This is a genomic window from Flavobacterium sp. KBS0721, assembly GCF_002007065.3.
Lineage (GTDB): Bacteria > Bacteroidota > Bacteroidia > Flavobacteriales > Flavobacteriaceae > Flavobacterium > Flavobacterium piscis.
The window spans coordinates 5,692,688-5,716,425 of record NZ_CP042170.1 but is presented as its reverse complement, the minus strand read 5'-3'; the positions used below and the strand labels follow the sequence as shown (position 1 = coordinate 5,716,425).

Below are 23,738 nucleotides of genomic sequence, written 5' to 3'. Positions count from 1 at the left end.
CTTTTATTATGAAGTTAAAGAATAAATTATTTCTTGTCGCTTTTGTTTTAGTTTTCACCTTTTTAAATGCTCAGGTTCAAACACATAAGTATCTTAGTGTTTCGGGCACTCAATTAGTAAATAGTTCTAATGAACCTGTTGTTTTAAGAGGAATGAGTTTTGGCTGGCACAGTATGTGGCCTAGGTTTTATAATGAAAAAGCAGTTAAATGGCTAAAAAAAGATTTTAACTGTAATGTTGTTCGGGCCGCAATGGGAGTTGAACTCGGAGAATATTCATATCTAAAGGATCCGAAATTTTCGAAAGAAAAAATTGAAGCCGTTATAAAAGGAGCGATTAAGTCTGATATCTATGTAATTGTAGATTGGCACAGTCATAATATTAATTTAAAAGAAGCCAAAGAATTTTTTGCAGATATTTCCAAAAAGTATTCTAAATATCCTAATATTATATATGAGATATTTAATGAGCCGGATCACGAAAGCTGGGCTGAGGTAAAAGCCTATTCTGAAGAAGTAATAAAAGTGATCAGAGAAAATGATCCTAAAAATATTATTTTGGTTGGTTCGCCACATTGGGATCAGGATGTTGACCTTGCCGCAGCCGATCCTATTTTGGGTTATACCAATATAATGTATACAATGCATTTTTATGCTGCAACACATGGCAAGGAACTTAGAGATAAAACAGATGCAGCTATAAATAAAGGTTTACCCATTTTTGTATCAGAATCTGCCGGAATGGAAGCGACTGGTGATGGCCCATTAGATCTAAAAGCATGGCAGGAATATATCGATTGGATGGAAGCCAGAAAACTAAGTTGGATTACCTGGTCTGTTTCTGATAAAGATGAAACCTGTTCTATATTGAAAAAATCAGCTAAATCTACCGGTAAATGGAAAATGGAAGACTTAAAAGAATCCGGAATCATTGCCCGTCAATATTTCAAAAAATATAATACATGGGAGTTTAGTAGATATATACCTGTGCACAAGCAAACTTATTTGTTTTCCAGTGATAAAAAATAGGTAAGCGACCAGAAAGAAATTCGTGGTATTAATTTTAACGGTAATTTATCGCTATAAGGACGCACAATTGTGCGTCCTTTTTTTGTTCCTTTTTTTGTTCCTTTTTTTGGATCATTTGGTACTATTCGCGTCTATAAATTTTGTTTTGCTATCTGTCAAAATGAGAGTTTTAGCATTGTGTTTTTGTAGGAATTTAGACTTTATAACTTGAACTGGATTATTTGTTATATAAATGCTTGTTTTGGTTTGTGTTTTATTTTTATTTTTAATTGTACCCTATTTTTTTAGGGGGTGTTTTGTTTTAATGTGTGTTTTTTGGCTAATTTAGTCTTGTTTTTAGTGTGTAAATTTTATTATGTGTGTGTTTTTGGTTAAAAACGCTATAAAATTCGTTGTTGAATTTTCAAAAAATATTCTTTATAAATGTCAAATCACGATTATTGTTAATTTAATTTTTGTAATCCATAATTCTGCTATCAAAACATCAAAAAAATAGTCTTCAATTATTCTACTCATACAAAAGTTAATAAATTCGCTAATGAAAATGAAGATGTTTTAGAGGCAGAAAAGAGGTTTTAAAAAGGGACTTATAGTATTACAATACATATATAAAAGATTAACTAACCAGAATCAATTAATAACCAAAAACCAATTACACATGAAAAAAGTATTACACATTTTTGCCGCGATGTTAACGAGTTCTTTTGCTTTTGCTCAAGAAGATACTGAAACCACGACTTCGCCAGCAACAACTTGGGGAGGATCCGCAGATGCTTACTATAAATATGATTTTTCAAAACAAATGAATGGATTAACGAGCTTTACCAACTCTCAAGATTCATTCGAACTAGGAATGGCCTCTGTTCAGGCAGCACACACATTTGGGAAAGCCTCTGTTTTTGTAGACTTAGGTTTTGGAAAAAGAGCAGGAGAATTTTCATATAATGAAACAACAGATAAAGATATTAATGCAAAATTTTTAATTAAACAATTGTTTTTCACTTATCAGATAACAGATGAATTTAAAGTAGTGGCAGGTAGTTTTGGTACACATATAGGATATGAGGTATTAGATGCGGTAGGTAATAAAAACTACAGCATGTCATACGCCTTCTCTTATGGGCCATTCTTTAATACTGGAGTAAAAGCACAGTATACATCAGGAAAGTTTACTGCCATGGCAGGAATTACAAATCCTACCGATTTTAAATCAGCTATGGATGCCGGTTCAACTCAAAAAACTTATATAGCACAATTGGGTTATATTGGCGAAACAGGAAGTGCCTATTTGAATTTCACATCAGGAAGTACAAATCCTACTCCGGGAACTATAGTAATCCCGTCTGATGAAAATAAGACGCAAATCGATTTTGTAGCATCAAAAACAATAACTGATGCTTTTTCTTTAGGATTTAATGCAACATATGCTAAAACTAAAAATGATTTCGATAGTGAGTTAGATGGTGATTGGTTTTCAGTAGTAGGTTACGCTAATTATGCTTTCAAACCATCATTGAGCTTAGCTTACAGAATAGAATATTTTGATGCTAAGGATGCTGCTGCCAATGTAGGAGCGCTAATGGGATCAAGTGTTCTTGCAAATACGGTTTCTTTAAATTACAAAGTTGGAAAACTAACTATAATCCCTGAGTTAAGATACGATTCAGCCTCAGAAGATATCTTTTTAGATAAAGATGCTTTGCCAACAGGAGGATCATTCTACGCTTTAATTGCTACAACATACTCTTTCTAGAGATAAAGATTGATATTTTTTTTTTTTTTTTTTGGAGCTGTCGAAACACACTAATGTTTTGGCAGCTTTTTTATTTGAAGTCTTTTTGTGAAGATTAGAGTAATAGAGAAGAGATATAGTAAATTCTTTTTTCACGCAGATTTAAAAAAGATTTGGGCAGATCTGCGCAAATATATTCATTAATAAAGTTTAAAAATTAAATTCATTTTAATTTGTTTTAATATGCGTGAAACAAAATCATTTTAGTTTTTCGTGCAGTATCTGATATTAAGTTTTTGTTTCAAGTTGTGCAAATTGGTATAATTGCTTCGCCTGTTCGCTGTCGCTCGGGTTGTGGCAAAAAAAGTATAGATAAAGAGAAGTATTGATCTTTCTATTCTCATAGACCTCAGGAGTAGCTAAATTTTACATTCTCAATTTGTGCAAATTTGTGTAATTTGTGGTAAAAAAATTATGCATAAAGAGAAGTATTAATCTTTTTAATCATTCTAATCTGTGGCAAGACTCTTCTTTTGGTTGTGGCAACGTGGCAGTAAATAAAAAACGCGTTTCTAAATTTAGAAACGCGTTTTATATATTTTTGGTATTGTATTCTTTTTACTGAATTTGCTTTTTATAAATCGAGTAAATAGTATCTATTGTTTTTCTATCTAAAGTAGCTGTAACATCAGTTTGAATATAATGAAGTTTAAAAGCTTGTATTGCTGCCGAAAGATTCTTGGTATTGTAACCAATAATTCTCAACGCAGGCTCAATTTTAAAATCAAAAGGAGCCTCTTCCAGAATTTCATCCGGCCAGATGCCAAATCCTTTTTCTGCTAAAGTTTTCCACGGAAATAAAGCGCTTGGGTCTTGTTTTCGTCCTGGCGCAATATCAGAATGTCCTAATATATTTTGAGTAGGAATGTTGTAGTCTTTTTTTAGTTTTGTTAAAAGAGCAACTAAGCTGCTAATTTGCGCTTCTGTAAAAGGTTTAAAACCATTGTTGTCAAGTTCAATTCCTATAGACGAAGAGTTTATATCAGTGTTTTTTCCCCAAGTTGCTGCGCCGGCATGCCATGCTCTCAAATAATCATTCAACATCTGAACTACTTTTCCGTTTTCAGAAATAATATAATGAGCACTTACCTGAGTTTTTGTCAAGGTAAATGTTTTTATAGTTTGCTGTAAAGAATCCTGAGCAGTGTGATGAATAATAATAAAACTAGGTTTTCTTAAGTTAAAATTTACAGTTCCAACCCATTCTGTATTTACTCCATTTAGTAAATAAGTAGATCCTGTTTTCGACAAAGTGTCTTTTACAATGCCTAATTGAGCAGCATAACTAGTGTCGATCACTACAGGGCTAACGGCAGGTATCGGTTTGACCTCTTTGCTTGTAATTTGATTTTCTAAAGTTTTAAGCTGCTGATCGTAGACCTTTTCTGTAATTTTATAAGGGTTTGTCGAACAAGCGGTAATAACAAGGGCTAAAATTAGATAACAAAAGTGTTTTTTTGTCATAGTGCTTATATTTTAAGATGAGGTTGAAACAATTATTCCTGAACTTTGTTTGCTTCAGTATCTTCTTTTACTTCTTTTGTGTCTTTATCTTTAGAGTCTTTTTTCTTTTTTGACTTCGAAGGTTTTTTTATCTCTTTAAAGTCGGCCATAAAGGCAGTATATTTTTCAATTTGATCCGGGTTCAAAAAAGCAGTTACTTTTTTAGTAGTACTTTCTCTTAGTGCTTTTATTTGTTCCACCTTTTGATCCTGACTGCTGCTTTCGTTTTTCAAAAGAATACCTTGTTCTTTCATGCTGTCAGTAAAAACATTTGCAATGGCAATAGCCTGAAGTTCATCAAGATTTACTGCCGGTTTCATTTGCTCTACAATTTTAGCTGCAGTTTCTTCGGGAGGCGTTTCTTTGGGTTTGCTGGTATTAGGCTGAGGTCCTGACATCATACTTCTGTCCATTCCGCCACCGCGTCCATAACCGCCGCCGCCATAGCCATTATTATATCCGTTTCCGTATTGAGCCGAAGCAAAATTGAAACAGCATAAGGTAAAAACTAAAAGAAATAAAGATTGAGTAGGTTTCATAAAAGTGTTTTTATCTTAAATTAATAATTGTTTAGCGTAAATTTAAGCAGGTTCTCCGTATAAATCAAATTCTGTTGCTTCTATTATCCTTATATTAACAAATTCGCCAGTTTTTACATAATGTTTAGAGGCATCAATTAAGACTTCATTATCAACATCCGGACTGTCAAACTCAGTTCTTCCAACAAAGTGTGCGCCTTCTTTTCTGTCAATAATACATCTAAAAACCTGACCAACTTTTTCCTGATTCAAGTCCCATGAAATTTGCGATTGCAATTCCATTATTTCATTTGCTCTCGCTTGTTTTACTTCGTCCGGAACATCATCTTCTAATAAATAGGCATGTGTGTTTTCTTCATGAGAATAAGCAAAACATCCCATTCTGTCAAATTTCATTTCCTGTACAAAATCCTTCAGGATTTCAAAATCTTCCTGAGTTTCGCCGGGATATCCAACAATTAAAGTAGTTCTAATGGCCATCCCTGGAACAGCAGCACGAAAATCTTTCAATAATTGTGTTGTTTTAGCACGTGTAGTACCGCGACGCATCGATTTTAAAATAGAATCTGAAATATGTTGTAACGGAATATCGATGTAATTACAAATCTTAGGTTCGCGCTTCATTAATTCCAAAACATCCATCGGGAAACCTGTAGGGTATGCATAATGCAAACGAATCCATTCAATACCTTCTACCTTGGCTAATTCTTCTAATAACTCAGCAAGATTTCTCTTTTTGTAAATGTCAAGGCCGTAATAAGTTAAATCCTGAGCGATCAGTATTAATTCTTTAACGCCATTTTTTGCTAAACCTTGTGCTTCCTTAACTAATTTTTCAATTGGCTGTGAAACGTGCGAACCTCTCATTAGCGGAATAGCGCAAAAACTGCAAGGTCTGTCGCAACCTTCGGCAATTTTTAGGTAAGCATAGTTTTTAGGAGTAGTAGTCAGACGCTCTCCTAATAATTCATGTTTATAGTCGGCTCCTAAAGCTTTCAATAATTGAGGTAATTCTGTGGTACCAAAATATTGATCTACATTGGGAATTTCTTTTTCTAAATCTGGTCTATAACGCTCAGATAAGCAACCCGTCACAAAAACTTTGTCAACTAATCCTCTGTCTTTTTTGTCTGCATATTCCAAAATCATGTTTACTGATTCTGCTTTTGCGTTATCAATAAAACCACAAGTGTTAATTACGATAATGTTTCCTTCTCTTTCTGCTGGTGCTTCGTGTTCAACTTCTTTTCCGTTTGCACGAAGTTGTCCCATCAGCACTTCACTGTCATATACATTTTTCGAACACCCAAGAGTGATTACGTTAATTTTGTTCTTTTTTAAAGACTTGGTTCTCATACTTTTATAAATTGGAGTGCAAAATTACACTTTTTTTATTCAAACACCGCTTGTTTCCTTTTCTTTTACGTGTTTTTTATGAAGCTATTCCCTCTGTCCGCTATATCTTTTTGTGTCTTTCGCGACGGACACAAAAGGATGTCGCTTTCATCGAGGCTAAAAAAAAATCCGCCAGGCAAGACCTGACGGAAATTTAAAATTGTTTAATTATGTTTAATTTTTTATCAATGTCTTTGAAAAAGTAGTATTGTCTATTTTTAAAATAAAGATACCAGATTGTAGATTAGTTGTGTTGATTTCTATTAGATTGGTGGATTTTTGTTGTTTAACGACATTTATTTTTTGCCCAAAAGAATCATAAATTGCAATGTCGTTTATTTTTACCGCTCCATCAATATTAAAATAATTTGTGATGGGATTTGGATATATGTTAATTTCACTTTTATTGCTAGAGTTTAGTAAATTTCGAGTGATTGAAATAATATTACTCACGTTGAATTGCTCGTCATAAAAAGCGATTCTTCGATAGTAAACGTTTTCTTTAAAAATTATATTAGGATTGTATCCAATAGATGTTTGATTTATAATATCTGTCCAGTTACTATTTTCGGTTTTTGTTTGCCATTTAAAAATTGTTATTGGTCTATGGTCGTAAACCGCTCTACTAACTCTGTATTTTGGGTCTCGAATTGTGTAATCAATATATGGACTTTGATATGTAAAAGGTTTGGGTATCTCTCCAATATTAAGGGTTTGATTTCCTTCTATTACATTGTCGTAGATTGTTTTAGCTAAAATTATAGATATAGGTTGAGTATTTTGAGATAATATATCAATGTTTGATTTATATGTTGATAAATCTTTTGAATAATCTCTTATTTCGATTCTTATTTTGCAAGTGTATTTTGTAAAGTCTAAAGCATCGTAGTTTATTTTAATGTTTTTTATTAAAAAATATGAATCGAAGAATCCTCCAATCCCGACACTTTTCAAAAGAATTTCTTTTTTGCCAAATTCTTCGTAAGCGTAAATGTTAATTGCTGTAGTTTGTCCGTCACTTTGTGATCTGTAAATTTCTAAATCGAAAGAAGTTGAAGAATAATTTGGCACAAATATTTTTGAGTTGATTATAGGTAGATCTTCGCTATATTTTAGATTTTGAGTTACTATTTTTTGATTTGTAGGTGTCGGAGGAGCTGTAGCTAAAGAACCTCCGGTGATTGCTATTTTGGTTGACTGATATGTTTGGTTTTTATTGTTTTTGTATTCTGCATAAAGAATACCTCCTGTATTGTAGAACTCGTTTTTGTGTAGTGTTACGGTGTTGAAAAGTATGTCGCTTGTATAATATGTTTTGAGGTAAAATGTTACGGAATGAAATCCTACCTGCATCGGAATATCAGTTTCGTTTTTCTTATAATATACATATAAGTTTCCAAAAGTATTGTCTACTGATCCGTTTGATGTTTCTAGATGTACATTTAGTGATACATTGATTGTTGGATTACTGTTGAATGCAATTGTGTTATCTGTGATTGATTTGTTGTCTGCTTTTAGTTCGTTGGTTTTTACTGTTACTTGTGAGTAGAGGGTGAACTGAAATAGAAATAAATAAAGAATGTAGTTTTTTAATGTAATCATGGTTTTGATATTTAGTGTTAAAAAAAATAATATACGAAAATATCTCTATTTAAGTTTATTTTTGTATGAAATAATTTATAATTAACACTTCCTAATCAAAAAAAATCCGTCAAGTAACACCTGACGGAAATTTCCATTCATCTATTTATTCTTAATTACAATTCAAATAATAAAGTCAAAGAAACATTGTTTAGTTTCGATGTAATGTTCGCGCCATCAGTAAATCCGGTTGCGAAAAATCCCTGATTCGATTTTCTTTCTAAATACGAGTAAGCTAAATCTACTCTTGTTCCTCCAAAATTATATCCTAAACCTCCAGAGTAACTATTTAAGTCTCCAATTGTAGTTCCGTTCTTATAAGGACTTCCTTCAAAACGATATCCACCGCGTAAACTCAATTGTTTTATTTTGTATTCAGCACCAACCCTTAATTCGCCTGCGGTAGTCAATTGATTGCTAATGTCATTGTTTAATCCTTTAAATCCTGAATCATTTGGTTTGTATTTAGTGTTTCCGTAATCTTTAATAGCATAATCAACACTAATCAATCCTGATTTTCCAAATACATACGCGGCACTAAAAGTTGTTTTTCCTGGAGTTTGCAAGGTGTATGATTCGTAAACATTTAGTACATCAGGGTTAATGTCATAATATTGAGATTGTCCTCCAATAACGTCTGTTGTAGTGTATAAGCTTTGTGATAATTCATCATAAAGTTCGTACCAAGTATTAGATTCATATGCTAAACCAAGTCTGAAAGATTCTGTTACTTTGGCAATGGCTCCAAGTTGAAAAGAAAATCCATTTCCGTATGTATAAAGATCATTGTTGAAGCGTAAGTTGGATATTGTTTCTGTTGGTAGTAAAGGATTGTCATTGTCTTCGTAAAAACTGCTTGTTCTTCTGTAATCTGTAATGTGTACATTCAAATTGGCCCCTAAATAAATTCTGTCTTTGTACGAGGTTGCGATGTTAAAGCTTAATTTGCTATTGTATCCGCTAGAGAAAATTTCATTTTCCTGATAATAATTACCACCTGCAGGAATTCTTGATGGGTAGGAATTACTGACATTATCATAGCCAATAATTTTCCCTTGACTTCCTAAATAAGTTTGCTGTGCAGAATAGCCGGATAAATTAGGGTATTGGCCGTTAGGATAGTTAGATCCTAGGTTTTTATAAGTGTAGCTAATATTATTATTGTTGATAATTTGAAAAGGAACTGGAGATCCGCCGTTAGAGTAATTTGCAAATTCTGAAAAATAATCACCAATAGAGTTTGTTGGATTTGTTCCTACAGATACAATACTATTATTAAAATTATTGGTGTTTTCATAATTGGCTCCAATCGCAATTTTTTTCCAGTTATTGCTAGGATTATGATCATGAAAAACAAAAACAGCTCCTGCTTGGTTCAGTATAAAAGAGTTTTCTTTGTCACTTATTTGAGTTCCAAAATAATTAGAATTATTCTTAATATTCTGGTTGCTAAAAGTTATTCCGGTCTGATTGTTTAAGAAAACAGCAGATCCTGCAGGGTTAATGCTTATTGATGATAAATCTCCACCAACAGCTCCAAATGCACCGCTCATGGCTCTAAAACGTGCAGTTCCGGTTAAGTTATCTTGTGCATAACGAACGGCGTCAGATACTTCTTGTGAATGTGAGACGCTGACAGTTAGTCCTGTAATAAGTAGGAATAATATTTTTTTCATTGGGATAAGTTTTTAATGTGATTTTTCGATTTGCAAAAGAAGGTATTATCTTCTTCCGCCTCCGCCTCCTCCGTATGATCTTCCGCCACCGCCACCGCCGCCAGATGATCTCATGCTTCCTCCGCCACTGTTCATAGAACGTGATGGGCTAGGAGAGTAGCTTCTTGTTGGGGCGTTGTTATTACCGCTATTGTAATTTCTGGTTGTTGTATTGCTGCTTGATCTTCTGTTAGAATAGTCGTAACTATTACTTTGTCCCTGAGCAGCACTTCTTCTGTTTGTGAAATTTGGGCTTGACGAATTGTAAGTTCTTCCGTTTGTAGAGCTTCTTCTAAAATCAGAATATCCGTTTTGTCTGTTTGTTGTATAATTACCTCTGTTGGTAGTATAGTTTCTGTTGGTGTAATTTCTGTTACTGTTGTAACTTCTGTTTGTAGTGAAATTTCTGTTAGAAGCATAGTTTCTTCCGCCATAATAAGCAGCTGAACCTCTTCTTCCGTAGCTATATGAATAATTGTTGTATCTGTAGCCGTAACCAGGTCCCCAGTAGCCTGGGTATCCCCATCCCGGATATCCCCATCCTGGTCCCCAATAGCTAGGATAACCCCAGTAGCCTCCTCCGTAACCCCATCCATAATATGGATATCCGAAACCAAGTCCGAATCCCATTGACCATGTAGGGTCAGAGTAAACATTTACAGAAACATCAGTATTTGCACTTCCCCAGGCAGGGTAAGCGGTCGCAACAGTCTGTGTACTGTCATTATCGGCATAATTGCCATAGGTATCAACGTCTGTAAAAATTTCAGTTGGCTGATTTTCATCTTGTAGTGATCTAAAGTAATCTTTATATTGATTATTAGTGCTTGTGGTAGTTGTTTGAGCATACGTTCTTGTCGAACCGCCATATACTCCATCATTATCATTATATGAAGCGTTTTGGTAAGAACCACACGATGCTAGTAGAAAACTCAATATTCCAATTAAGTAAAAATGACTTGAGTTTTGGCGGAGAGATGTAGAAGTTTTCATATCTGTGGTGTTTTTTATTGTTGCACATTACAAAAATAGTTAGTTTTGTCAAACTATTTAGTTAAAATTATTAAAACAAAATTTGTGCCAAACTATTCAATATGAGTAAGAACCTCACTACAAGATCAGAAGATTATTCGAAATGGTATAACGAGCTGGTTGTTAAAGCAGATCTAGCTGAAAATTCAGGCGTTAGAGGATGTATGGTTATCAAACCTTACGGATATGCTATTTGGGAAAAAATGCAGGCTGAGTTAGATCGAATGTTTAAAGAAACAGGACATCAAAATGCATACTTTCCTTTGTTCGTGCCGAAAAGCATGTTTGAAGCGGAAGAGAAAAATGCAGAAGGATTTGCAAAAGAGTGTGCTATTGTAACACATTACAGATTGAAAAATGATCCGGATAGACCCGGAAAACTAATGGTGGATCCAAATGCTAAATTAGAAGAAGAACTTATTGTTCGTCCTACCAGTGAAGCTATTATTTGGTCTACTTATAAAGGTTGGGTACAATCATACAGAGATTTACCTTTATTAATTAACCAATGGGCAAATGTGGTACGTTGGGAAATGCGTACACGTTTGTTTTTGAGAACTGCTGAATTTTTATGGCAGGAAGGGCATACGGCACATGCTACAAAGGCAGAAGCATTAGAAGAGTCTGAAAAGATGATGAATGTGTATGCTGATTTTGCTGAAGGTTTTATGGCAATTCCGGTTGTAAAAGGAATAAAAACCGAAACAGAGCGTTTTGCAGGTGCTGATGAAACGTATTGTATTGAAGCTTTAATGCAGGACGGAAAAGCATTACAGGCTGGAACATCGCACTTTTTAGGACAAAATTTCGCAAAAGCTTTTGATGTAAAGTTTGCTAACGCCGAAGGAAAACAGGAACATGTATGGGGAACTTCGTGGGGGGTTTCAACTCGTTTAATGGGAGCGTTGGTAATGACGCACTCAGATGATCAGGGATTAGTATTGCCTCCTAATTTAGCACCAATACAAGTTGTAATTGTTCCTATTTATAAAACCGATGAGCAATTGGCTGAAATTACAACTGCGGTTAATGATTTAACTGCTAAATTGAAAAAGTTGAAAATTTCAGTTAAATATGATGACAGAACAACTCAAAAACCAGGATTCAAATTTGCTGAATGGGAATTGAAAGGTGTTCCGGTTAGAATTGCTGTTGGACCAAAAGATTTAGAAAACGGAACTTTCGAGGTGGCAAGACGTGATACATTGACAAAAGAGACTGTTTCCGGAGAAGGAATTGTTACTTATATAAATGACTTATTGGAGCAAATTCAGGCAGATTTATTTAACAAGGCATTAGAGTATCGTGATACTCATATTACGGAAGTAAATAGTTTTGAGGAATTTAAAGAAATTTTAGACGGTAAAGGTGGGTTTGTATCTGCACATTGGGACGGAACTGCTGCCACCGAAGAGAAGATAAAAGATTTGACAAAAGCGACAATTCGTTGTATTCCTTTGGATAGCAAAGAAGAGGCGGGAACCTGTGTGTTTACTGGTAATCCTTCTTCAAAAAGAGTGCTGTTTGCCAAGGCGTATTAATTTTTTTTAATTTTTTTCGCATCAGGTATTGTACATCTTAAAAATAGTTGTATTTTTGCATCCGCATTAGAGAAGCAGGCCCGTTCGTCTATCGGTTAGGACGCATGGTTTTCATCCATGTAAGAGCGGTTCGATTCCGCTACGGGCTACTACTTTTTTCGCGAATTGTTCTTGAAATACTGAGAATTAAAATGGCCCGTTCGTCTATCGGTTAGGACGCATGGTTTTCATCCATGTAAGAGCGGTTCGATTCCGCTACGGGCTACAATAATACCTCTATTTAAATATAGAAAAACTTAGAAGAATACTGGTCTGTTCGTCTAGGGGTTAGGACTCCAGGCTTTCGTCCTGGTAACAGGGGTTCGATTCCCTTACAGACTACTAAAATTAGTTGTGAATAAGTTTTGTAAAATAAGGATTGGTGTCTCGATTTTTATTTTATTAGTTAAAACCAAAGTGATTGTTTTGCAATTGTGGGAGGTTTTTCTTTTTTAGCTAGTATTTATAATAATTATTACATCTAAAATTAAAACAAAATGGCAAATCATAAGTCAGCATTAAAAAGAATCAGAAGTAACGAAAAAAGAAGAGTTCTTAACAGATACCAACACAAAACTACTCGTAACGCGATTAAAGCATTAAGAATAGCTACGGATAAAGCTGACGCTACTTCAAAATTATCAACTGTAATCTCTATGATTGATAAATTAGCGAAAAAGAACATCATTCATGATAATAAAGCTTCTAACTTGAAGTCTAAATTAACTAAGCATGTTGCTAAATTGTAATTAATTACAATTTCCTAAAATATATAAAAGTCCTCTTTAGAGGACTTTTTTTGTTTGTAAAAAAATGGAAAATTCAAAAAAAAATAAATTCCAAATCCCAATAGCTATATAGGTGTTGGGATTTGGAATTTTTTAGTTAGAATTTAGTTCTGCCTGTTGGAATTGGGATTTTAAATTGGAATTTTATTAAAATTTATTTTTAAAGATCCATTTTCTTTTTTAGATACTCCAGCATTGGCTGTGTAATAGGTTTTGAAAGGAAATCGATAATGATGGGATATTTTTTTGCTTTGGCCAAATCTTCGGGGTCAATTGTAGAAGAAAGTACAATGACGCGTGCACTATTGAATTCGGTATAATCTGAAGAGGTAAAATAGTCCAGAAATTCCCATCCGCCCATTACAGGCATGTTTAAGTCTAAAAAAATTAATTCAGGTTTACTTGCTTTGTTTTTGTTGTATTTTAAAGTATTAAAATGATGCAATGCTTCCTCGCCGTTTTGAGCAGTGATAATTTCTTTTGAAAATGAAGATTTTGAAATTACTTTTTTGCATAGCATTAACGTGATCGGATCGTCGTCGATGCATAAAATTTGCTCGAGCATATGATTTAATTTTTAAATGTTATTGTAAATGATGTTCCTTTGTTAACTTCGCTTTCGATGCTTATTGTTCCTCCCATTGTTTCTACCTGCGATTTTACTAAATAAAGCCCCAAGCCTTTGCTGTCGGGATAATTGTGGAATCTCTGATACAATCCGAAGACTTTGTCGCCATTTCTTTCCAGATCAATTCCAATTCCGTTGTCTTTAAAAGTTAAAACTGCTTTATTGTCTATTTGTTCGGCAGTGATGGAAATCTTCAGTTTTCTGTTTTCTGATTTGTATTTTATCGAATTCGTCAGCAAATTAAGTAAAATACTTTCAATGTAAGCTTTGTTTGTATTTAATAACGGAACTCTGTCGAATTTGAGTTTGATAATAGGTTTGTGTAATTCGATTTGAAAAGACAATTGGCTAAAGACGTTTTCGAAAACTTCTTTTAAGGAGACTTCTTCTTTTTGCATTGAAGGATTGTCTTTGATGATAATAACTTTTACTAAATCATTGATGGTTTCGTTTAATAAATGAGTTGATTTTGTAAAACCGGAAAGAATTTCTCTGAGTTCAGGATTTTCTACAGGGGTGTCTTCTATTAGGTTAAGAAGTCCTATTAAATTAGATAATGGGGCTCGCAGGTTATGCGACGTGATATAGGAGAATTGTTTTAGGTCTTTATTATTTTGAGTTAATTCACGAATAAGATGTTCTTTTTCTGTTTCTAATTTTTTCTCATCGGTGATATCTCTTTGAATAGAGATCCAGTGTGAGATGTTTTCTTCACTGTTGAAAATTGGAATCATTGAAAAGCGGACCCAATACTCTTCTTTTTTCTTAGTATAACTAATAGTTTCTATTAGGCACTCTTCTTTGTTTTTTATGGCTGTTAATAATTTTTTTAATTCTTCTGAATCTGATTTTGGTCCTTTGAAGATGTTTGGCGATTTACCAATTATTTCATGAGAAAGGTATCCGGACATTTGCGAAAATGCAGGATTGACATATACTATTTTAGGAATTCTGCGATCTCCTGAGTTGGCTTCTGTAATTAGAATAGAATCTTTAGATTGCGTGATTACGGTTTCTAACAGTTTTAGTCGTTGTTCTTCTTCTTTTTGTTTGGTGATATCCTGGATCGCCCCAATCATTCTTATGGCTCTTCCGTTTTCATCTTTCAACAAAAAACCTCTGTCAAGAACATATTTATAAGTTCCGTCTGCGCATTTAAATCGGTATTGATCTTGCCATTTTTCGGTTTTTTGTTCGATAAATGAGTATAATTTAATAGACATTCTTATGCTGTCTTCAGGATGTATTTTGTCAAACCACCATTTTGATGTTTTTCCCACTTCTGCCGGATTGTATCCAAAAACACTTTCAATTCCTTTGTTCCAGTTAATGCTGTCTTCCTGAATTTTCCAATCCCAAATAGTGTCGCTTGTCGCTTTTGCAACAATGTCATATTTTTCGTTCGATTCTTTGATTTCTTCGTTTGTTCTCTTTAATTTTTCGAAAACAGAAATATTTTTCTTTTCATTTTTTGCTAATATATACCTGAAAATAAACCCTGTAGCTAATATAAAAATGATGTCTTTTACAAAGAATAAATAAAAATATTCTATTTTAGAAAAGTACGAAGTAAGTATTTTATGACAGAGAATTGCCATAATTAGCGATATGATAACGTAAACTAGAGTAATTTGGAGAGTTTTACTTTTCATTACTCAAATATAGTTAAATTAACTATAATTAAACAACAACGAAAGTTCATTTTGGGGGTTAAATTTACATTGTTTTAACGAACTAATTACTTGTCTATACGCAAACTATCGCAGAAACGTTTTTTATATCAAAATAAAGTGTACCTTTGCACCCATTAAAAATCACAGATGGAATCTATTAGAAACATTGCAATTATTGCCCACGTCGATCACGGTAAAACCACTTTGGTTGATAAAATTATGTATCACTGTCAATTATTTCGTGACAACGAAAACACAGGTGATTTAATTCTTGATAATAACGATTTAGAGCGTGAGAGAGGTATTACTATTACTTCAAAAAACGTATCAGTTCAATATAAAGGAACAAAAATCAATATTATCGATACTCCTGGCCACGCCGATTTTGGAGGAGAAGTAGAACGTGTATTAAACATGGCCGATGGTGTATGTTTGCTAGTTGATGCTTTTGAAGGTCCAATGCCACAAACGCGTTTTGTATTGCAAAAAGCGATTGACCTTGGTTTAAAACCTTGTGTAGTTATCAATAAAGTTGATAAAGAAAACTGTACTCCTGAAGAAGTTCATGAGAAAGTTTTTGACTTAATGTTTGAATTAGGTGCTTCTGAAGAGCAATTAGATTTTCCAACTGTTTATGGTTCTGCTAAAAACAACTGGATGTCTGAAGATTTCAGAAACCAAACTGACAACATTGAGCCTTTATTAGACATGGTAATCAAAAATGTACCGGCTCCTAAAGTTTCTGAAGGAACTCCACAAATGTTGATTACATCTTTAGATTTCTCTGCATTTACAGGTCGTATCGCTATTGGTCGTCTTGAAAGAGGTGTATTGACAGAAGGTATGCCAATTTCTTTGGTAAAAAGAGATGGTAAAGTTATAAAATCACGTATTAAAGAATTACATACTTTTGAAGGTTTAGGCCGTAAAAAAGTGACAGAAGTAATTGCTGGAGATATTTGTGCTATTATTGGAGTTGAAGGTTTTGAAATTGGTGATACTATTGCTGATATCGATAATCCTGAAGCTTTACAAACTATCGCAATTGATGAGCCAACAATGAGTATGTTGTTTACAATTAACGATTCACCTTTCTTTGGTAAAGAAGGTAAATTTGTAACATCTCGTCATATTAGAGAAAGATTGACAAAAGAATTAGAGAAAAACTTAGCGATGAAGTTAGGTGAAACTGATTCTGCTGATAAATTCATGGTTTTTGGTCGTGGAGTACTTCACTTATCTGTTCTTATTGAAACAATGAGAAGAGAAGGGTATGAGTTGCAAATCGGTCAGCCACAAGTTATCATCAAAGAAATTGATGGTAAAAAATGTGAGCCAATTGAGGAATTAACAATCGACTTACCAGAAAACCTTTCAGGTAGAGCAGTAGAATTCGTTACAATGCGTAAAGGAGAAATGCTTTCTATGGAAACTAAAGGGGAACGTATGATTGTAAAATTTAATATTCCATCACGTGGAATTATTGGATTGCGTAACCAATTGCTTACTGCAACAGCTGGTGAGGCTATTATGGCACACCGTTTTATTGGATATGAGCCTTACAAAGGAGAAATTGCCGGACGTAACAAAGGTTCATTGATCTCTATGGAAAAAGGAAAAGCTATTCCTTATTCTATCGATAAATTGCAAGATCGTGGTAAGTTTTTTGTTGAACCAAATGCTGAAATTTACGAAGGTCAGGTAATTGGAGAAAACTCTCGTGCTGATGATATGTGTGTAAACGTAACGAAAGAGAAAAAACAATCTAACGTTCGTTCTTCTGGAAATGATGAAAAAGCAAGAATCATCCCGCCAATTATTTTCTCTCTTGAAGAAGCTTTAGAGTACATTCAAAAAGATGAATATGTAGAGGTTACACCAAAATCTATTCGTTTGAGAAAAATCTATTTGACAGAAACTGATAGAAAAAGATTTAAATTCTAAAAGATTTAAATTTCAATATAAAAAATCCCAAATTCCAATTTTTACGGAGTTTGGGATTTTTTTATTCTAAACTTTTTAGAATTTTTAGTTGAAGTTTAAATTTCCTGGAATTTTTAAGTATTGGAATTTAGAATTTTCAGATTGTAATTTCCTTTATTTTTTATCTCTTTAAACTAAAGTGACCTTTTACAATTTTACCATCAACAAATTGCAGTGTAAACCAATAATCATCTGCGGGTAATTGTTGACCATTGTAGATTCCGGTCCATCCTGCACTATTTTGATTCATTTGTTTTAGTAATTTTCCGTAACGATCAAATATGAAAATCTTGTAATCAGGAAGTGTATCAAAGTTGGTGATAAACCATAAGTCATTATATCCATCTCCGTTTGGGGTAAAGAATCTAGGGTAATCCAGAACATATAATAAAAATGAATTAGATAATCCGCAGCCATTTTTATATTTTGCAAGTGCATTGTAAATTCCCGGCTTAACACCAGTGAATAATGGATTGTCTTGAAAAATATTTCCTTCTAATGAGAATTCGTAATTACCAACTCCTGTATATTGTATTAAAACTGAATTATCGATTCCTGAAAAATCTTTAACAATAGCTTCAGTTATTAAAGCAGGCTCTGATAAAACGACTTTGAACTTCTTTGTTTTTTGGCAGCCATTTACATCTGTAACTACTACAAAGTAATCTCCCGCAGTGTTCACTTCAATAGAGGTATTTGTACTTCCGGTATTCCATAAATAACTAGCAAAACCCGTGGTCACATCTAAAGTAATTTCTTCTCCTTTACATAAAATTTTTGTTTCCTCCTCAAAATTAGGAGGATCGAAAGTATTTACAACAAGCTCAATAGGCACGATATCAAAACAGTCGGCCCCGTTTGTAGCTTTAGCATAAATAATTTGGCTAAAAGCGACATTATTTTTAAATATATTAGGTAATTTATTGGTTTCATTCAACGCATCGTTAGTATTTAGATAATAATTAAATACTAATGTAGTAGGTAAGCCTGTTGAAACTTGGGGAGTAACTTCTTCAGCAAGATCAAACTGATACAATCCGTCTTGGTTGTCATCTCCATCACAAGTTGCAATAGGGGCTTGATCTGGAATTGTAGTGCTCGAAATTTTTAATGTTATTTCGGCAATTGCAAAACATCCGTATTCATTTTCAATTCTTGCATAAACAATTTGATCAACGATTTTGTTCGTGTATTGCTCAGGATTTAAAATAGGATTTGTTTTAGCTTTTGCATCTGCCAATGATTCATAATATCCTTTATTTACTATCTCTGGAACATTATTTTTTACAATGTCATTAACTTTTGTGAGGTTGAAAACGGTAATTCCGTCAGTATCATCATCACATTGTAATAAAGAAGTATTGGCTGAAAGAATTTCCGGAGCATATTCAATCTTAATATGTCCTATGAATACACAACTTGTGCCTTTTAAAGTAGCCTCGACTTTATAGTTTCCACCCGATTGAACATTATATGTAGAACTTACCTGCGAAGGAATTTCTACATAATTATTAGTAGCGTCCTGCTTAAACCACTTAAAGTCATATTGAGTATTTTCTAATTGAGTATTTAGAGTGATAGTTTCATCAAAGCATGCAGGATTGTTATTGGCAATAGTTCTGTCTGCACCAAAATCTACTAGAGAAACAAAACTTCCTCCTTCGATAAAAACGGCTGAGTTGTACTGTCCGGTGTAGTCATCTGCAACAACTAATTTTAGATGATATGTTTTATTAGGGATCACTTGAGTGTGGGCTTTCATAGCTACAGTTTGTCCTGCGTAATTTACAGGACTGTTGACAGTATTATATCCATAAAAAAAATCTTTATTTTCTGCTTTACAGCCAGGAGAAGATGTAGTGCCATCTGTATAAGGTAGAATGTCTGCATGAACTGTGGTAGAAGAAACAGATGTTGTAGTATTCGGTATTACCGCTAAATTTTTATAATTCTCGCTACTGCTGACTTCTTTAATTAAAAAAGCGAATGCATCAGAAAAATTGCAGGGATAATATTTTTGATACTCACTTGAGGCAAAAATATAATTAAAGCTTATAGAGTTTGTCATGGATACAAATTCAAATTCTAAAACAGTCGCTTGCGAGCTTTGACTATAATTTAGCGCGGCATTTAAATCTGTATCTCCAGGCCATGCGGAATTTACAAAACCAATCGAATTAGCTTCTATATAAGGGCCTACAGCATTTTTACTGGCTGATGTACTTAAAACTATACCATTCGAAAAAGGAAAATCACTAGTTCCTGAATCGAATGAAGCGTAACTAGCTCCATTACTTGCTGGATTTCCAGAAGCCTGAACAGTGGCTATATTTATGCAAGAACTATTTATTAATACATTTTTCACCAGTGATTCAGGCGTTTTTGTGTCATCTACAGTAATATTCTGCGCTTCTATCTTCGCAGATAGTAAGCAAATAACTAAAGAAAAAAAACAAATTTTAAAATAATTCATAGCCTTAAAAGTATACTACAAATCTCTATTTTTTAGTAATTTGTAAGAAAAATGTATAAACAAAAAAGTCCATACCAAAACGATCAAAATTGAAAAAGAATGTACACCATAATCTTTAGTATTTTCGACCCCAATTTGTGTTCCGATACTTTTTATAACCGATAATCTTGAAACGGGTTCAATAATTAAATTTGACATTGCTTCTAAAGGTAAAAACTGCGTAATCCTATAACCTATATTGCTTTCCGGGAATATTTGAAATACTAAAAGACCTTTTATGATTGATTCAATAAAAATCCATACCAATAAAAATCCCAAAGCAAAGGCAGATCGTTTTACTAAGATACCCAAAAATAGACAAAAAGAAAAGAATCCTAATAATTTTACGAAAAAGGCCAACAAATATTCTAAATCACTAAAAACGATCCCAAATTCAGTATAAGATGAAAACGAATATCCAAGGATTAAAGTCATTATAAAAACAAAAATAGTAGAACCTAAGGCGAAAAGCACAACGGTTAAGAATTTGGACAAAATAAATTCTTTTTTACTCAAACCATCAATTAAATTTTGTTTTAAAGTTCCGTAACTGTATTCATTTGCCATCATAGATACAATAACAATGGCCATGAAAAATTTAAGCCAGGCTGCAAAATAAGTATTAAAATGCCATATAAACGGAAAATTAAAAATCCCCATTTCTGACGGATCAATATGTATGGGACCCAAATCAAATTTTATAGAAGCAATTAATGCAATGAATGAAAGTAAAATGAAGTAAGTTAAAGTAAGGATACGACTGGCTTTGTTTTTCCAGATTTTTTGTAATTCTATAGAGATAAGTCTGTTCATGGTTTAGTTGTTTTGAGTAATGGCATTTTTGGTTAATTCTAAAAATTGAGCTTCAAGACTGTTTTTACGTTTTACCAAATGGCTTAGCGTAATGTTTTTAGAAAATAAAAACTGATTCAGTGCTGCTGCTGATAAATCCGATTTTAAATAAACCAAAAGTTTTCCGTCTTCTTCTGTTATTCGGTCTATTGAATAATGTGTTGCAAGGACATTTTTTAGTGTTGCATTATCATCGGACATAATTTCAAAGAAGCCTTCGTTTGCCGACATTTCATCAACAGAACCTGAATATAAAATTTCTCCTTTTCGTAAAACAATTACATGCGAACACACTTTTTCGACTTCATCTAATAAGTGCGATGCCAGTAAAATAGTAGTTCCCTGCGAAGCAATTTTTTTGATAATATCACGAATCTGGTGAATTCCCTGCGGATCTAGGCCATTCGTAGGTTCGTCTAAAATTAAAATTTCAGGATCATTCAATAGCGCCGATGCAATAGCTAAACGCTGTTTCATCCCTAACGAAAAAGTACTAAACTTACTGTCTTTTCTTTCCGTTAAGCCTACTAAATCAAGCTTTTCATTGATTTTAGCATAATTAATGCTTTTTATTTTACAAACCAATTTCAGGTTTTCTTCCGCAGTCATGTACGGGTAAAAGTTAGGTCTTTCTATAATTGCGCCTACTTTTTTTAAGGCTTCATGAGTCTCGACCTTTCCTCCAAACCAGCTGTAGGTTCCCGATGTACGGTTTACAACATTTAGCACAATTCCCAGAGTAGTTGATTTTCCACTTCCGTTCGGACCTAAAATACCGTAGACACGGCCTTTTTGTATTTCAAAAGAAACATTTTTTAAGGCTTGAATGCGCCCGTATCTTTTATGCAGATTCTCAATAGTAAGTATGGTTTCCAAATTTATTTCGGTTTTAGTTTTAAGTATGACGATTCAACTTGTTTATTGTTACGCTAAATTTTATTTAATGTAAATTTGTAATAAAGATATTCAAAATGAGCGAACCTTTAATGGTTTTAAAAAAACCATCGTACCCTTTAACTCCAGCTCTTTTAAGTTATTTAGATAAATACGAGCGTATTTCAAAAGTATCTGTATTTTATGATGATTTATTGCGATTTGCAGGAGCCATAAATTTATACGATAAAAACGGTGTAGATACTTTGTGGACCCGTGTTTATTATGGAGAGTTTGACCGCGAAGAAATTGATTTGAATTTAAAAAAGATTTATTCGCTTTTGCACTCAGATGGAAATAATGATATTATTCAATACTTAAATGTTGATGCTATCGATTTTTGCACCTTTGGAAACTCAAAACCTTTCAGGGTAAAAGTGCGTAATATTCTCAATGATAATTATGTTCATTTTTATATAAAGAAAGCCGATGCTTCCCGAATTTACGGATTAGAACTTGAAGACATTTTATCACCCGATAAAATAAATTTTCTGGTTTTTGGTGACACTCTGATAGAAGAACATATCGTAGGAATTCCAGGTGATATTTTTATGGAAACTTTGCTGCATACTTCTACTGAAACAGAAAAATCTCAAATAGCAAAAGAGTTTGTGAAATTTAACGAACGCTGTATGATTAGGCTTCTGGGTGATATGCGTTCGTATAATTATGTAATTGTTCCAATTCATGATTTTGACCAGGTAGTCTATAGAATTCGTGCCATAGATTTTGACCAGCAATGTTATGAAGGTAATTTTAAAGTTTATCGTCCGCAGTTTTTTAGGGAAAACTATCAAATGATGAAACTCATAAAGGAAAAATTAGAGGACCGTTCCGTTATTCAGTATAAGGATGAAGAAAGGGCAATTTTGGCAAAACGAATTCATTCTGCCGAAGCCAGAATTACAAAATTATTGAATATTATGTGTCACGATACCATTTCGACAGTAGATCATTTAAATCAACTAAAAATGGAATTGTACCGTTACACTAATGATATGAAGTTTAAAAATGCCAAATCGATGGGACACATTATGTTTGCGGCATTTGAGTTTATTACACGTAATTTTAAAAACACGAATTTAATCTAGTTTTTAGCCACAGATTAAAACGATTTATTTTTAGAAATGGAATTTTGGTAAAAATCATTTTTAATCATTTAATCTGTGGCTTAAAAAATAAAAAATAATATTATGAAAAAGTTTTTTTTACTTGGAATTTCTATTGCTTTACTGGCTTGTCAGCAACAATCAACTCCTGAATTTAGGACGCTTTATTCGCTTCCTAAAAAGTTAAAAGAAGTTTCTGGAATTACTTATTTTCCTGCAACAAACTTACTTTATACTTTAGAAGACAGCGGCAACAAAAATGCCATTTACGCAATAAATTCACAAGGTAAATTGGCTAAAACAATTACCATTACAAATGCAACAAATGTAGATTGGGAAGATATTACAAAAGATAAAAGCGGTAATATTTATATTGGTGATTTTGGAAATAATGATAATGAACGCAGAGACTTGTGCATTTACAAAGTCAATAAAAATCAGTTAAATAAAGATGCGGCTGTAACCGAATATAAAGTTTCTTTTTCGTATCCTGAACAAACTGAATTTCCTCCAAAGAAAAAGGAATTATTTTATGATGTAGAAGGTTTTTTCGAACACGGAAATTACTTTTATCTTTTTACCAAAAACAGAAGTAAAGGTTTCGACGGAACAGCTTTTATTTATAAAATTCTAAACGCTCCGGGAACTCAAAAAGCGACTAAAATTGGTGAATTTAAAACTTGTGATAATTACAATCATTGTGTGTTGACAAGCGCCACAATTAGCCCTGACGGAAAAAAAGTTGTTTTGTTAAGTCATGATAAAATTGTTTTATTTAAAGGTTTTAAAGGCGATTTATTTCATAAAGGATCTCAAACCGAAATAAAACTAAATCACTTTTCGCAAAAAGAAGCTATAGTTTTCAAAGACAATAATACCTTACTGATTGCAGATGAAAAAGCAAATAAAACAGGAGGGAACGTTTACGAGTTTAAAATTAAATAAGGTTCTGAGGTTCTAAGTGGCTAACGTTCTGAGATAGTAAGAAAAAAGTTTGCCACGAATTTCACCAATTTTCACCAATTATTGATTAGT

18 protein-coding genes and 3 tRNA genes are annotated in these 23,738 nt (G+C 33.2%); 10 read left to right on the top strand and 11 right to left on the bottom strand.

The annotated features are described in order from the left end of the window. Nucleotides 1–8: 8 nt before the first annotated feature. Together B0M43_RS23715 and B0M43_RS23710 are read left to right on the top strand one after the other, a co-directional pair. Nucleotides 9–1,028, top strand: coding sequence for a glycoside hydrolase family 5 protein (locus B0M43_RS23715; protein ID WP_078005660.1), 1,020 nt, complete (start codon nucleotides 9–11; stop codon nucleotides 1,026–1,028). Between the two features lie 658 nt (nucleotides 1,029–1,686). Beyond that, nucleotides 1,687–2,781: an outer membrane beta-barrel protein gene (locus B0M43_RS23710; RefSeq protein ID WP_065451354.1), complete on the top strand. Its 1,095-nt coding sequence runs from the start codon at nucleotides 1,687–1,689 to the stop codon at nucleotides 2,779–2,781. Nucleotides 2,782–3,378: 597 nt separating this feature from the next. On the opposite strand, the gene B0M43_RS23705 is transcribed toward B0M43_RS23710, so the two are convergent. The 6 genes from B0M43_RS23705 to B0M43_RS23680 all read right to left on the bottom strand — a co-directional run bounded on the left by B0M43_RS23705 (nucleotide 3,379) and on the right by B0M43_RS23680 (nucleotide 10,606). Beyond that, a complete protein-coding gene (locus B0M43_RS23705; RefSeq protein ID WP_078005659.1) occupies nucleotides 3,379–4,284 on the bottom strand; it encodes an N-acetylmuramoyl-L-alanine amidase in 906 nt (301 codons plus the stop codon). Between the two features lie 32 nt (nucleotides 4,285–4,316). Next, complete coding sequence (locus B0M43_RS23700) at nucleotides 4,317–4,862, bottom strand: hypothetical protein (RefSeq protein ID WP_078005658.1); 546 nt, start codon at nucleotides 4,860–4,862, stop codon at nucleotides 4,317–4,319. A gap of 42 nt (nucleotides 4,863–4,904) precedes the next feature. Continuing rightward, nucleotides 4,905–6,218 carry a 30S ribosomal protein S12 methylthiotransferase RimO gene (rimO, locus tag B0M43_RS23695; protein WP_065451358.1) on the bottom strand — a complete coding sequence of 438 codons (1,314 nt, stop codon included), beginning with the start codon at nucleotides 6,216–6,218 and terminating at the stop codon, nucleotides 4,905–4,907. A 213-nt stretch (nucleotides 6,219–6,431) separates the two neighbouring features. Further along, a complete protein-coding gene (locus tag B0M43_RS23690) occupies nucleotides 6,432–7,859 on the bottom strand; it encodes a T9SS type A sorting domain-containing protein (protein WP_078005657.1) in 1,428 nt (475 codons plus the stop codon). Between the two features lie 155 nt (nucleotides 7,860–8,014). Further along, nucleotides 8,015–9,574, bottom strand: coding sequence for an OmpP1/FadL family transporter (locus B0M43_RS23685; RefSeq protein WP_078005656.1), 1,560 nt, complete (start codon nucleotides 9,572–9,574; stop codon nucleotides 8,015–8,017). 45 nt (nucleotides 9,575–9,619) lie between these two features. Beyond that, the gene (locus B0M43_RS23680) at nucleotides 9,620–10,606 is read right to left on the bottom strand and encodes a hypothetical protein (RefSeq protein WP_065451363.1); all 987 of its coding nucleotides are present in this window, start codon (nucleotides 10,604–10,606) and stop codon (nucleotides 9,620–9,622) included. Between the two features lie 101 nt (nucleotides 10,607–10,707). On the opposite strand from B0M43_RS23680, the gene proS reads away from it, so the two are divergent. The 5 genes from proS to rpsT all read left to right on the top strand — a co-directional run bounded on the left by proS (nucleotide 10,708) and on the right by rpsT (nucleotide 12,974). Beyond that, nucleotides 10,708–12,186 carry a proline--tRNA ligase gene (gene proS / locus B0M43_RS23675; RefSeq protein WP_065451365.1) on the top strand — a complete coding sequence of 493 codons (1,479 nt, stop codon included), beginning with the start codon at nucleotides 10,708–10,710 and terminating at the stop codon, nucleotides 12,184–12,186. A gap of 77 nt (nucleotides 12,187–12,263) precedes the next feature. Then, nucleotides 12,264–12,335 (top strand) — tRNA-Glu (locus B0M43_RS23670). A gap of 44 nt (nucleotides 12,336–12,379) precedes the next feature. Next, nucleotides 12,380–12,451 (top strand) — tRNA-Glu (locus tag B0M43_RS23665). Nucleotides 12,452–12,495: 44 nt separating this feature from the next. Further along, a tRNA-Glu gene (locus tag B0M43_RS23660) sits at nucleotides 12,496–12,567 on the top strand. 155 nt (nucleotides 12,568–12,722) lie between these two features. After that, nucleotides 12,723–12,974 (top strand): 30S ribosomal protein S20, encoded by a 252-nt coding sequence (gene rpsT, locus B0M43_RS23655; RefSeq protein ID WP_055095632.1) that lies wholly within the window; start codon nucleotides 12,723–12,725, stop codon nucleotides 12,972–12,974. 199 nt (nucleotides 12,975–13,173) lie between these two features. On the opposite strand, the gene B0M43_RS23650 is transcribed toward rpsT, so the two are convergent. Continuing rightward, nucleotides 13,174–13,578 carry a response regulator gene (locus B0M43_RS23650; protein ID WP_065451366.1) on the bottom strand — a complete coding sequence of 135 codons (405 nt, stop codon included), beginning with the start codon at nucleotides 13,576–13,578 and terminating at the stop codon, nucleotides 13,174–13,176. Between the two features lie 5 nt (nucleotides 13,579–13,583). Then, nucleotides 13,584–15,239 carry a PAS domain-containing protein gene (locus B0M43_RS23645; RefSeq protein WP_246860171.1) on the bottom strand — a complete coding sequence of 552 codons (1,656 nt, stop codon included), beginning with the start codon at nucleotides 15,237–15,239 and terminating at the stop codon, nucleotides 13,584–13,586. A 222-nt stretch (nucleotides 15,240–15,461) separates the two neighbouring features. Here B0M43_RS23645 and typA point away from each other — a divergent pair, with 222 nt between their 5' ends. Next, entirely contained in the window at nucleotides 15,462–17,258 is a 1,797-nt protein-coding gene (typA, locus tag B0M43_RS23640; protein ID WP_065451368.1) for a translational GTPase TypA, read from the top strand. Between the two features lie 160 nt (nucleotides 17,259–17,418). Here the strand turns inward: typA and B0M43_RS23635 are convergent, their stop codons facing one another. From B0M43_RS23635 to B0M43_RS23625, 3 genes are all read right to left on the bottom strand, one after another. Continuing rightward, nucleotides 17,419–19,662, bottom strand: coding sequence for a T9SS type B sorting domain-containing protein (locus B0M43_RS23635; protein ID WP_246860170.1), 2,244 nt, complete (start codon nucleotides 19,660–19,662; stop codon nucleotides 17,419–17,421). 123 nt (nucleotides 19,663–19,785) lie between these two features. Next, the gene (locus B0M43_RS23630) at nucleotides 19,786–20,622 is read right to left on the bottom strand and encodes an ABC transporter permease (protein ID WP_078005653.1); all 837 of its coding nucleotides are present in this window, start codon (nucleotides 20,620–20,622) and stop codon (nucleotides 19,786–19,788) included. A 3-nt stretch (nucleotides 20,623–20,625) separates the two neighbouring features. Further along, nucleotides 20,626–21,537: an ABC transporter ATP-binding protein gene (locus tag B0M43_RS23625; RefSeq protein WP_078005652.1), complete on the bottom strand. Its 912-nt coding sequence runs from the start codon at nucleotides 21,535–21,537 to the stop codon at nucleotides 20,626–20,628. Nucleotides 21,538–21,632: 95 nt separating this feature from the next. On the opposite strand from B0M43_RS23625, the gene B0M43_RS23620 reads away from it, so the two are divergent. Together B0M43_RS23620 and B0M43_RS23615 are read left to right on the top strand one after the other, a co-directional pair. Further along, nucleotides 21,633–22,685 (top strand): hypothetical protein, encoded by a 1,053-nt coding sequence (locus tag B0M43_RS23620; RefSeq protein WP_065451372.1) that lies wholly within the window; start codon nucleotides 21,633–21,635, stop codon nucleotides 22,683–22,685. A gap of 102 nt (nucleotides 22,686–22,787) precedes the next feature. After that, nucleotides 22,788–23,648 carry a hypothetical protein gene (locus B0M43_RS23615; protein WP_078005651.1) on the top strand — a complete coding sequence of 287 codons (861 nt, stop codon included), beginning with the start codon at nucleotides 22,788–22,790 and terminating at the stop codon, nucleotides 23,646–23,648. The last annotated feature ends 90 nt before the right edge of the window (nucleotides 23,649–23,738 follow it).

What these genes read in the sequence shown, in the direction of transcription:
- B0M43_RS23715 (WP_078005660.1), top strand. Translation starts at nt 9, where the DNA reads ATGAAGTTAAAGAATAAATTATTTCTTGTCGCTTTTGTTTTAGTTTTC.
- B0M43_RS23710 (WP_065451354.1), top strand. Translation starts at nt 1,687, where the DNA reads ATGAAAAAAGTATTACACATTTTTGCCGCGATGTTAACGAGTTCTTTT.
- B0M43_RS23705 (WP_078005659.1), bottom strand. Translation starts at nt 4,284, where the DNA reads ATGACAAAAAAACACTTTTGTTATCTAATTTTAGCCCTTGTTATTACC.
- B0M43_RS23700 (WP_078005658.1), bottom strand. Translation starts at nt 4,862, where the DNA reads ATGAAACCTACTCAATCTTTATTTCTTTTAGTTTTTACCTTATGCTGT.
- rimO (WP_065451358.1), bottom strand. Translation starts at nt 6,218, where the DNA reads ATGAGAACCAAGTCTTTAAAAAAGAACAAAATTAACGTAATCACTCTT.
- B0M43_RS23690 (WP_078005657.1), bottom strand. Translation starts at nt 7,859, where the DNA reads ATGATTACATTAAAAAACTACATTCTTTATTTATTTCTATTTCAGTTC.
- B0M43_RS23685 (WP_078005656.1), bottom strand. Translation starts at nt 9,574, where the DNA reads ATGAAAAAAATATTATTCCTACTTATTACAGGACTAACTGTCAGCGTC.
- B0M43_RS23680 (WP_065451363.1), bottom strand. Translation starts at nt 10,606, where the DNA reads ATGAAAACTTCTACATCTCTCCGCCAAAACTCAAGTCATTTTTACTTA.
- proS (WP_065451365.1), top strand. Translation starts at nt 10,708, where the DNA reads ATGAGTAAGAACCTCACTACAAGATCAGAAGATTATTCGAAATGGTAT.
- rpsT (WP_055095632.1), top strand. Translation starts at nt 12,723, where the DNA reads ATGGCAAATCATAAGTCAGCATTAAAAAGAATCAGAAGTAACGAAAAA.
- B0M43_RS23650 (WP_065451366.1), bottom strand. Translation starts at nt 13,578, where the DNA reads ATGCTCGAGCAAATTTTATGCATCGACGACGATCCGATCACGTTAATG.
- B0M43_RS23645 (WP_246860171.1), bottom strand. Translation starts at nt 15,239, where the DNA reads ATGGCAATTCTCTGTCATAAAATACTTACTTCGTACTTTTCTAAAATA.
- typA (WP_065451368.1), top strand. Translation starts at nt 15,462, where the DNA reads ATGGAATCTATTAGAAACATTGCAATTATTGCCCACGTCGATCACGGT.
- B0M43_RS23630 (WP_078005653.1), bottom strand. Translation starts at nt 20,622, where the DNA reads ATGAACAGACTTATCTCTATAGAATTACAAAAAATCTGGAAAAACAAA.
- B0M43_RS23620 (WP_065451372.1), top strand. Translation starts at nt 21,633, where the DNA reads ATGAGCGAACCTTTAATGGTTTTAAAAAAACCATCGTACCCTTTAACT.
- B0M43_RS23615 (WP_078005651.1), top strand. Translation starts at nt 22,788, where the DNA reads ATGAAAAAGTTTTTTTTACTTGGAATTTCTATTGCTTTACTGGCTTGT.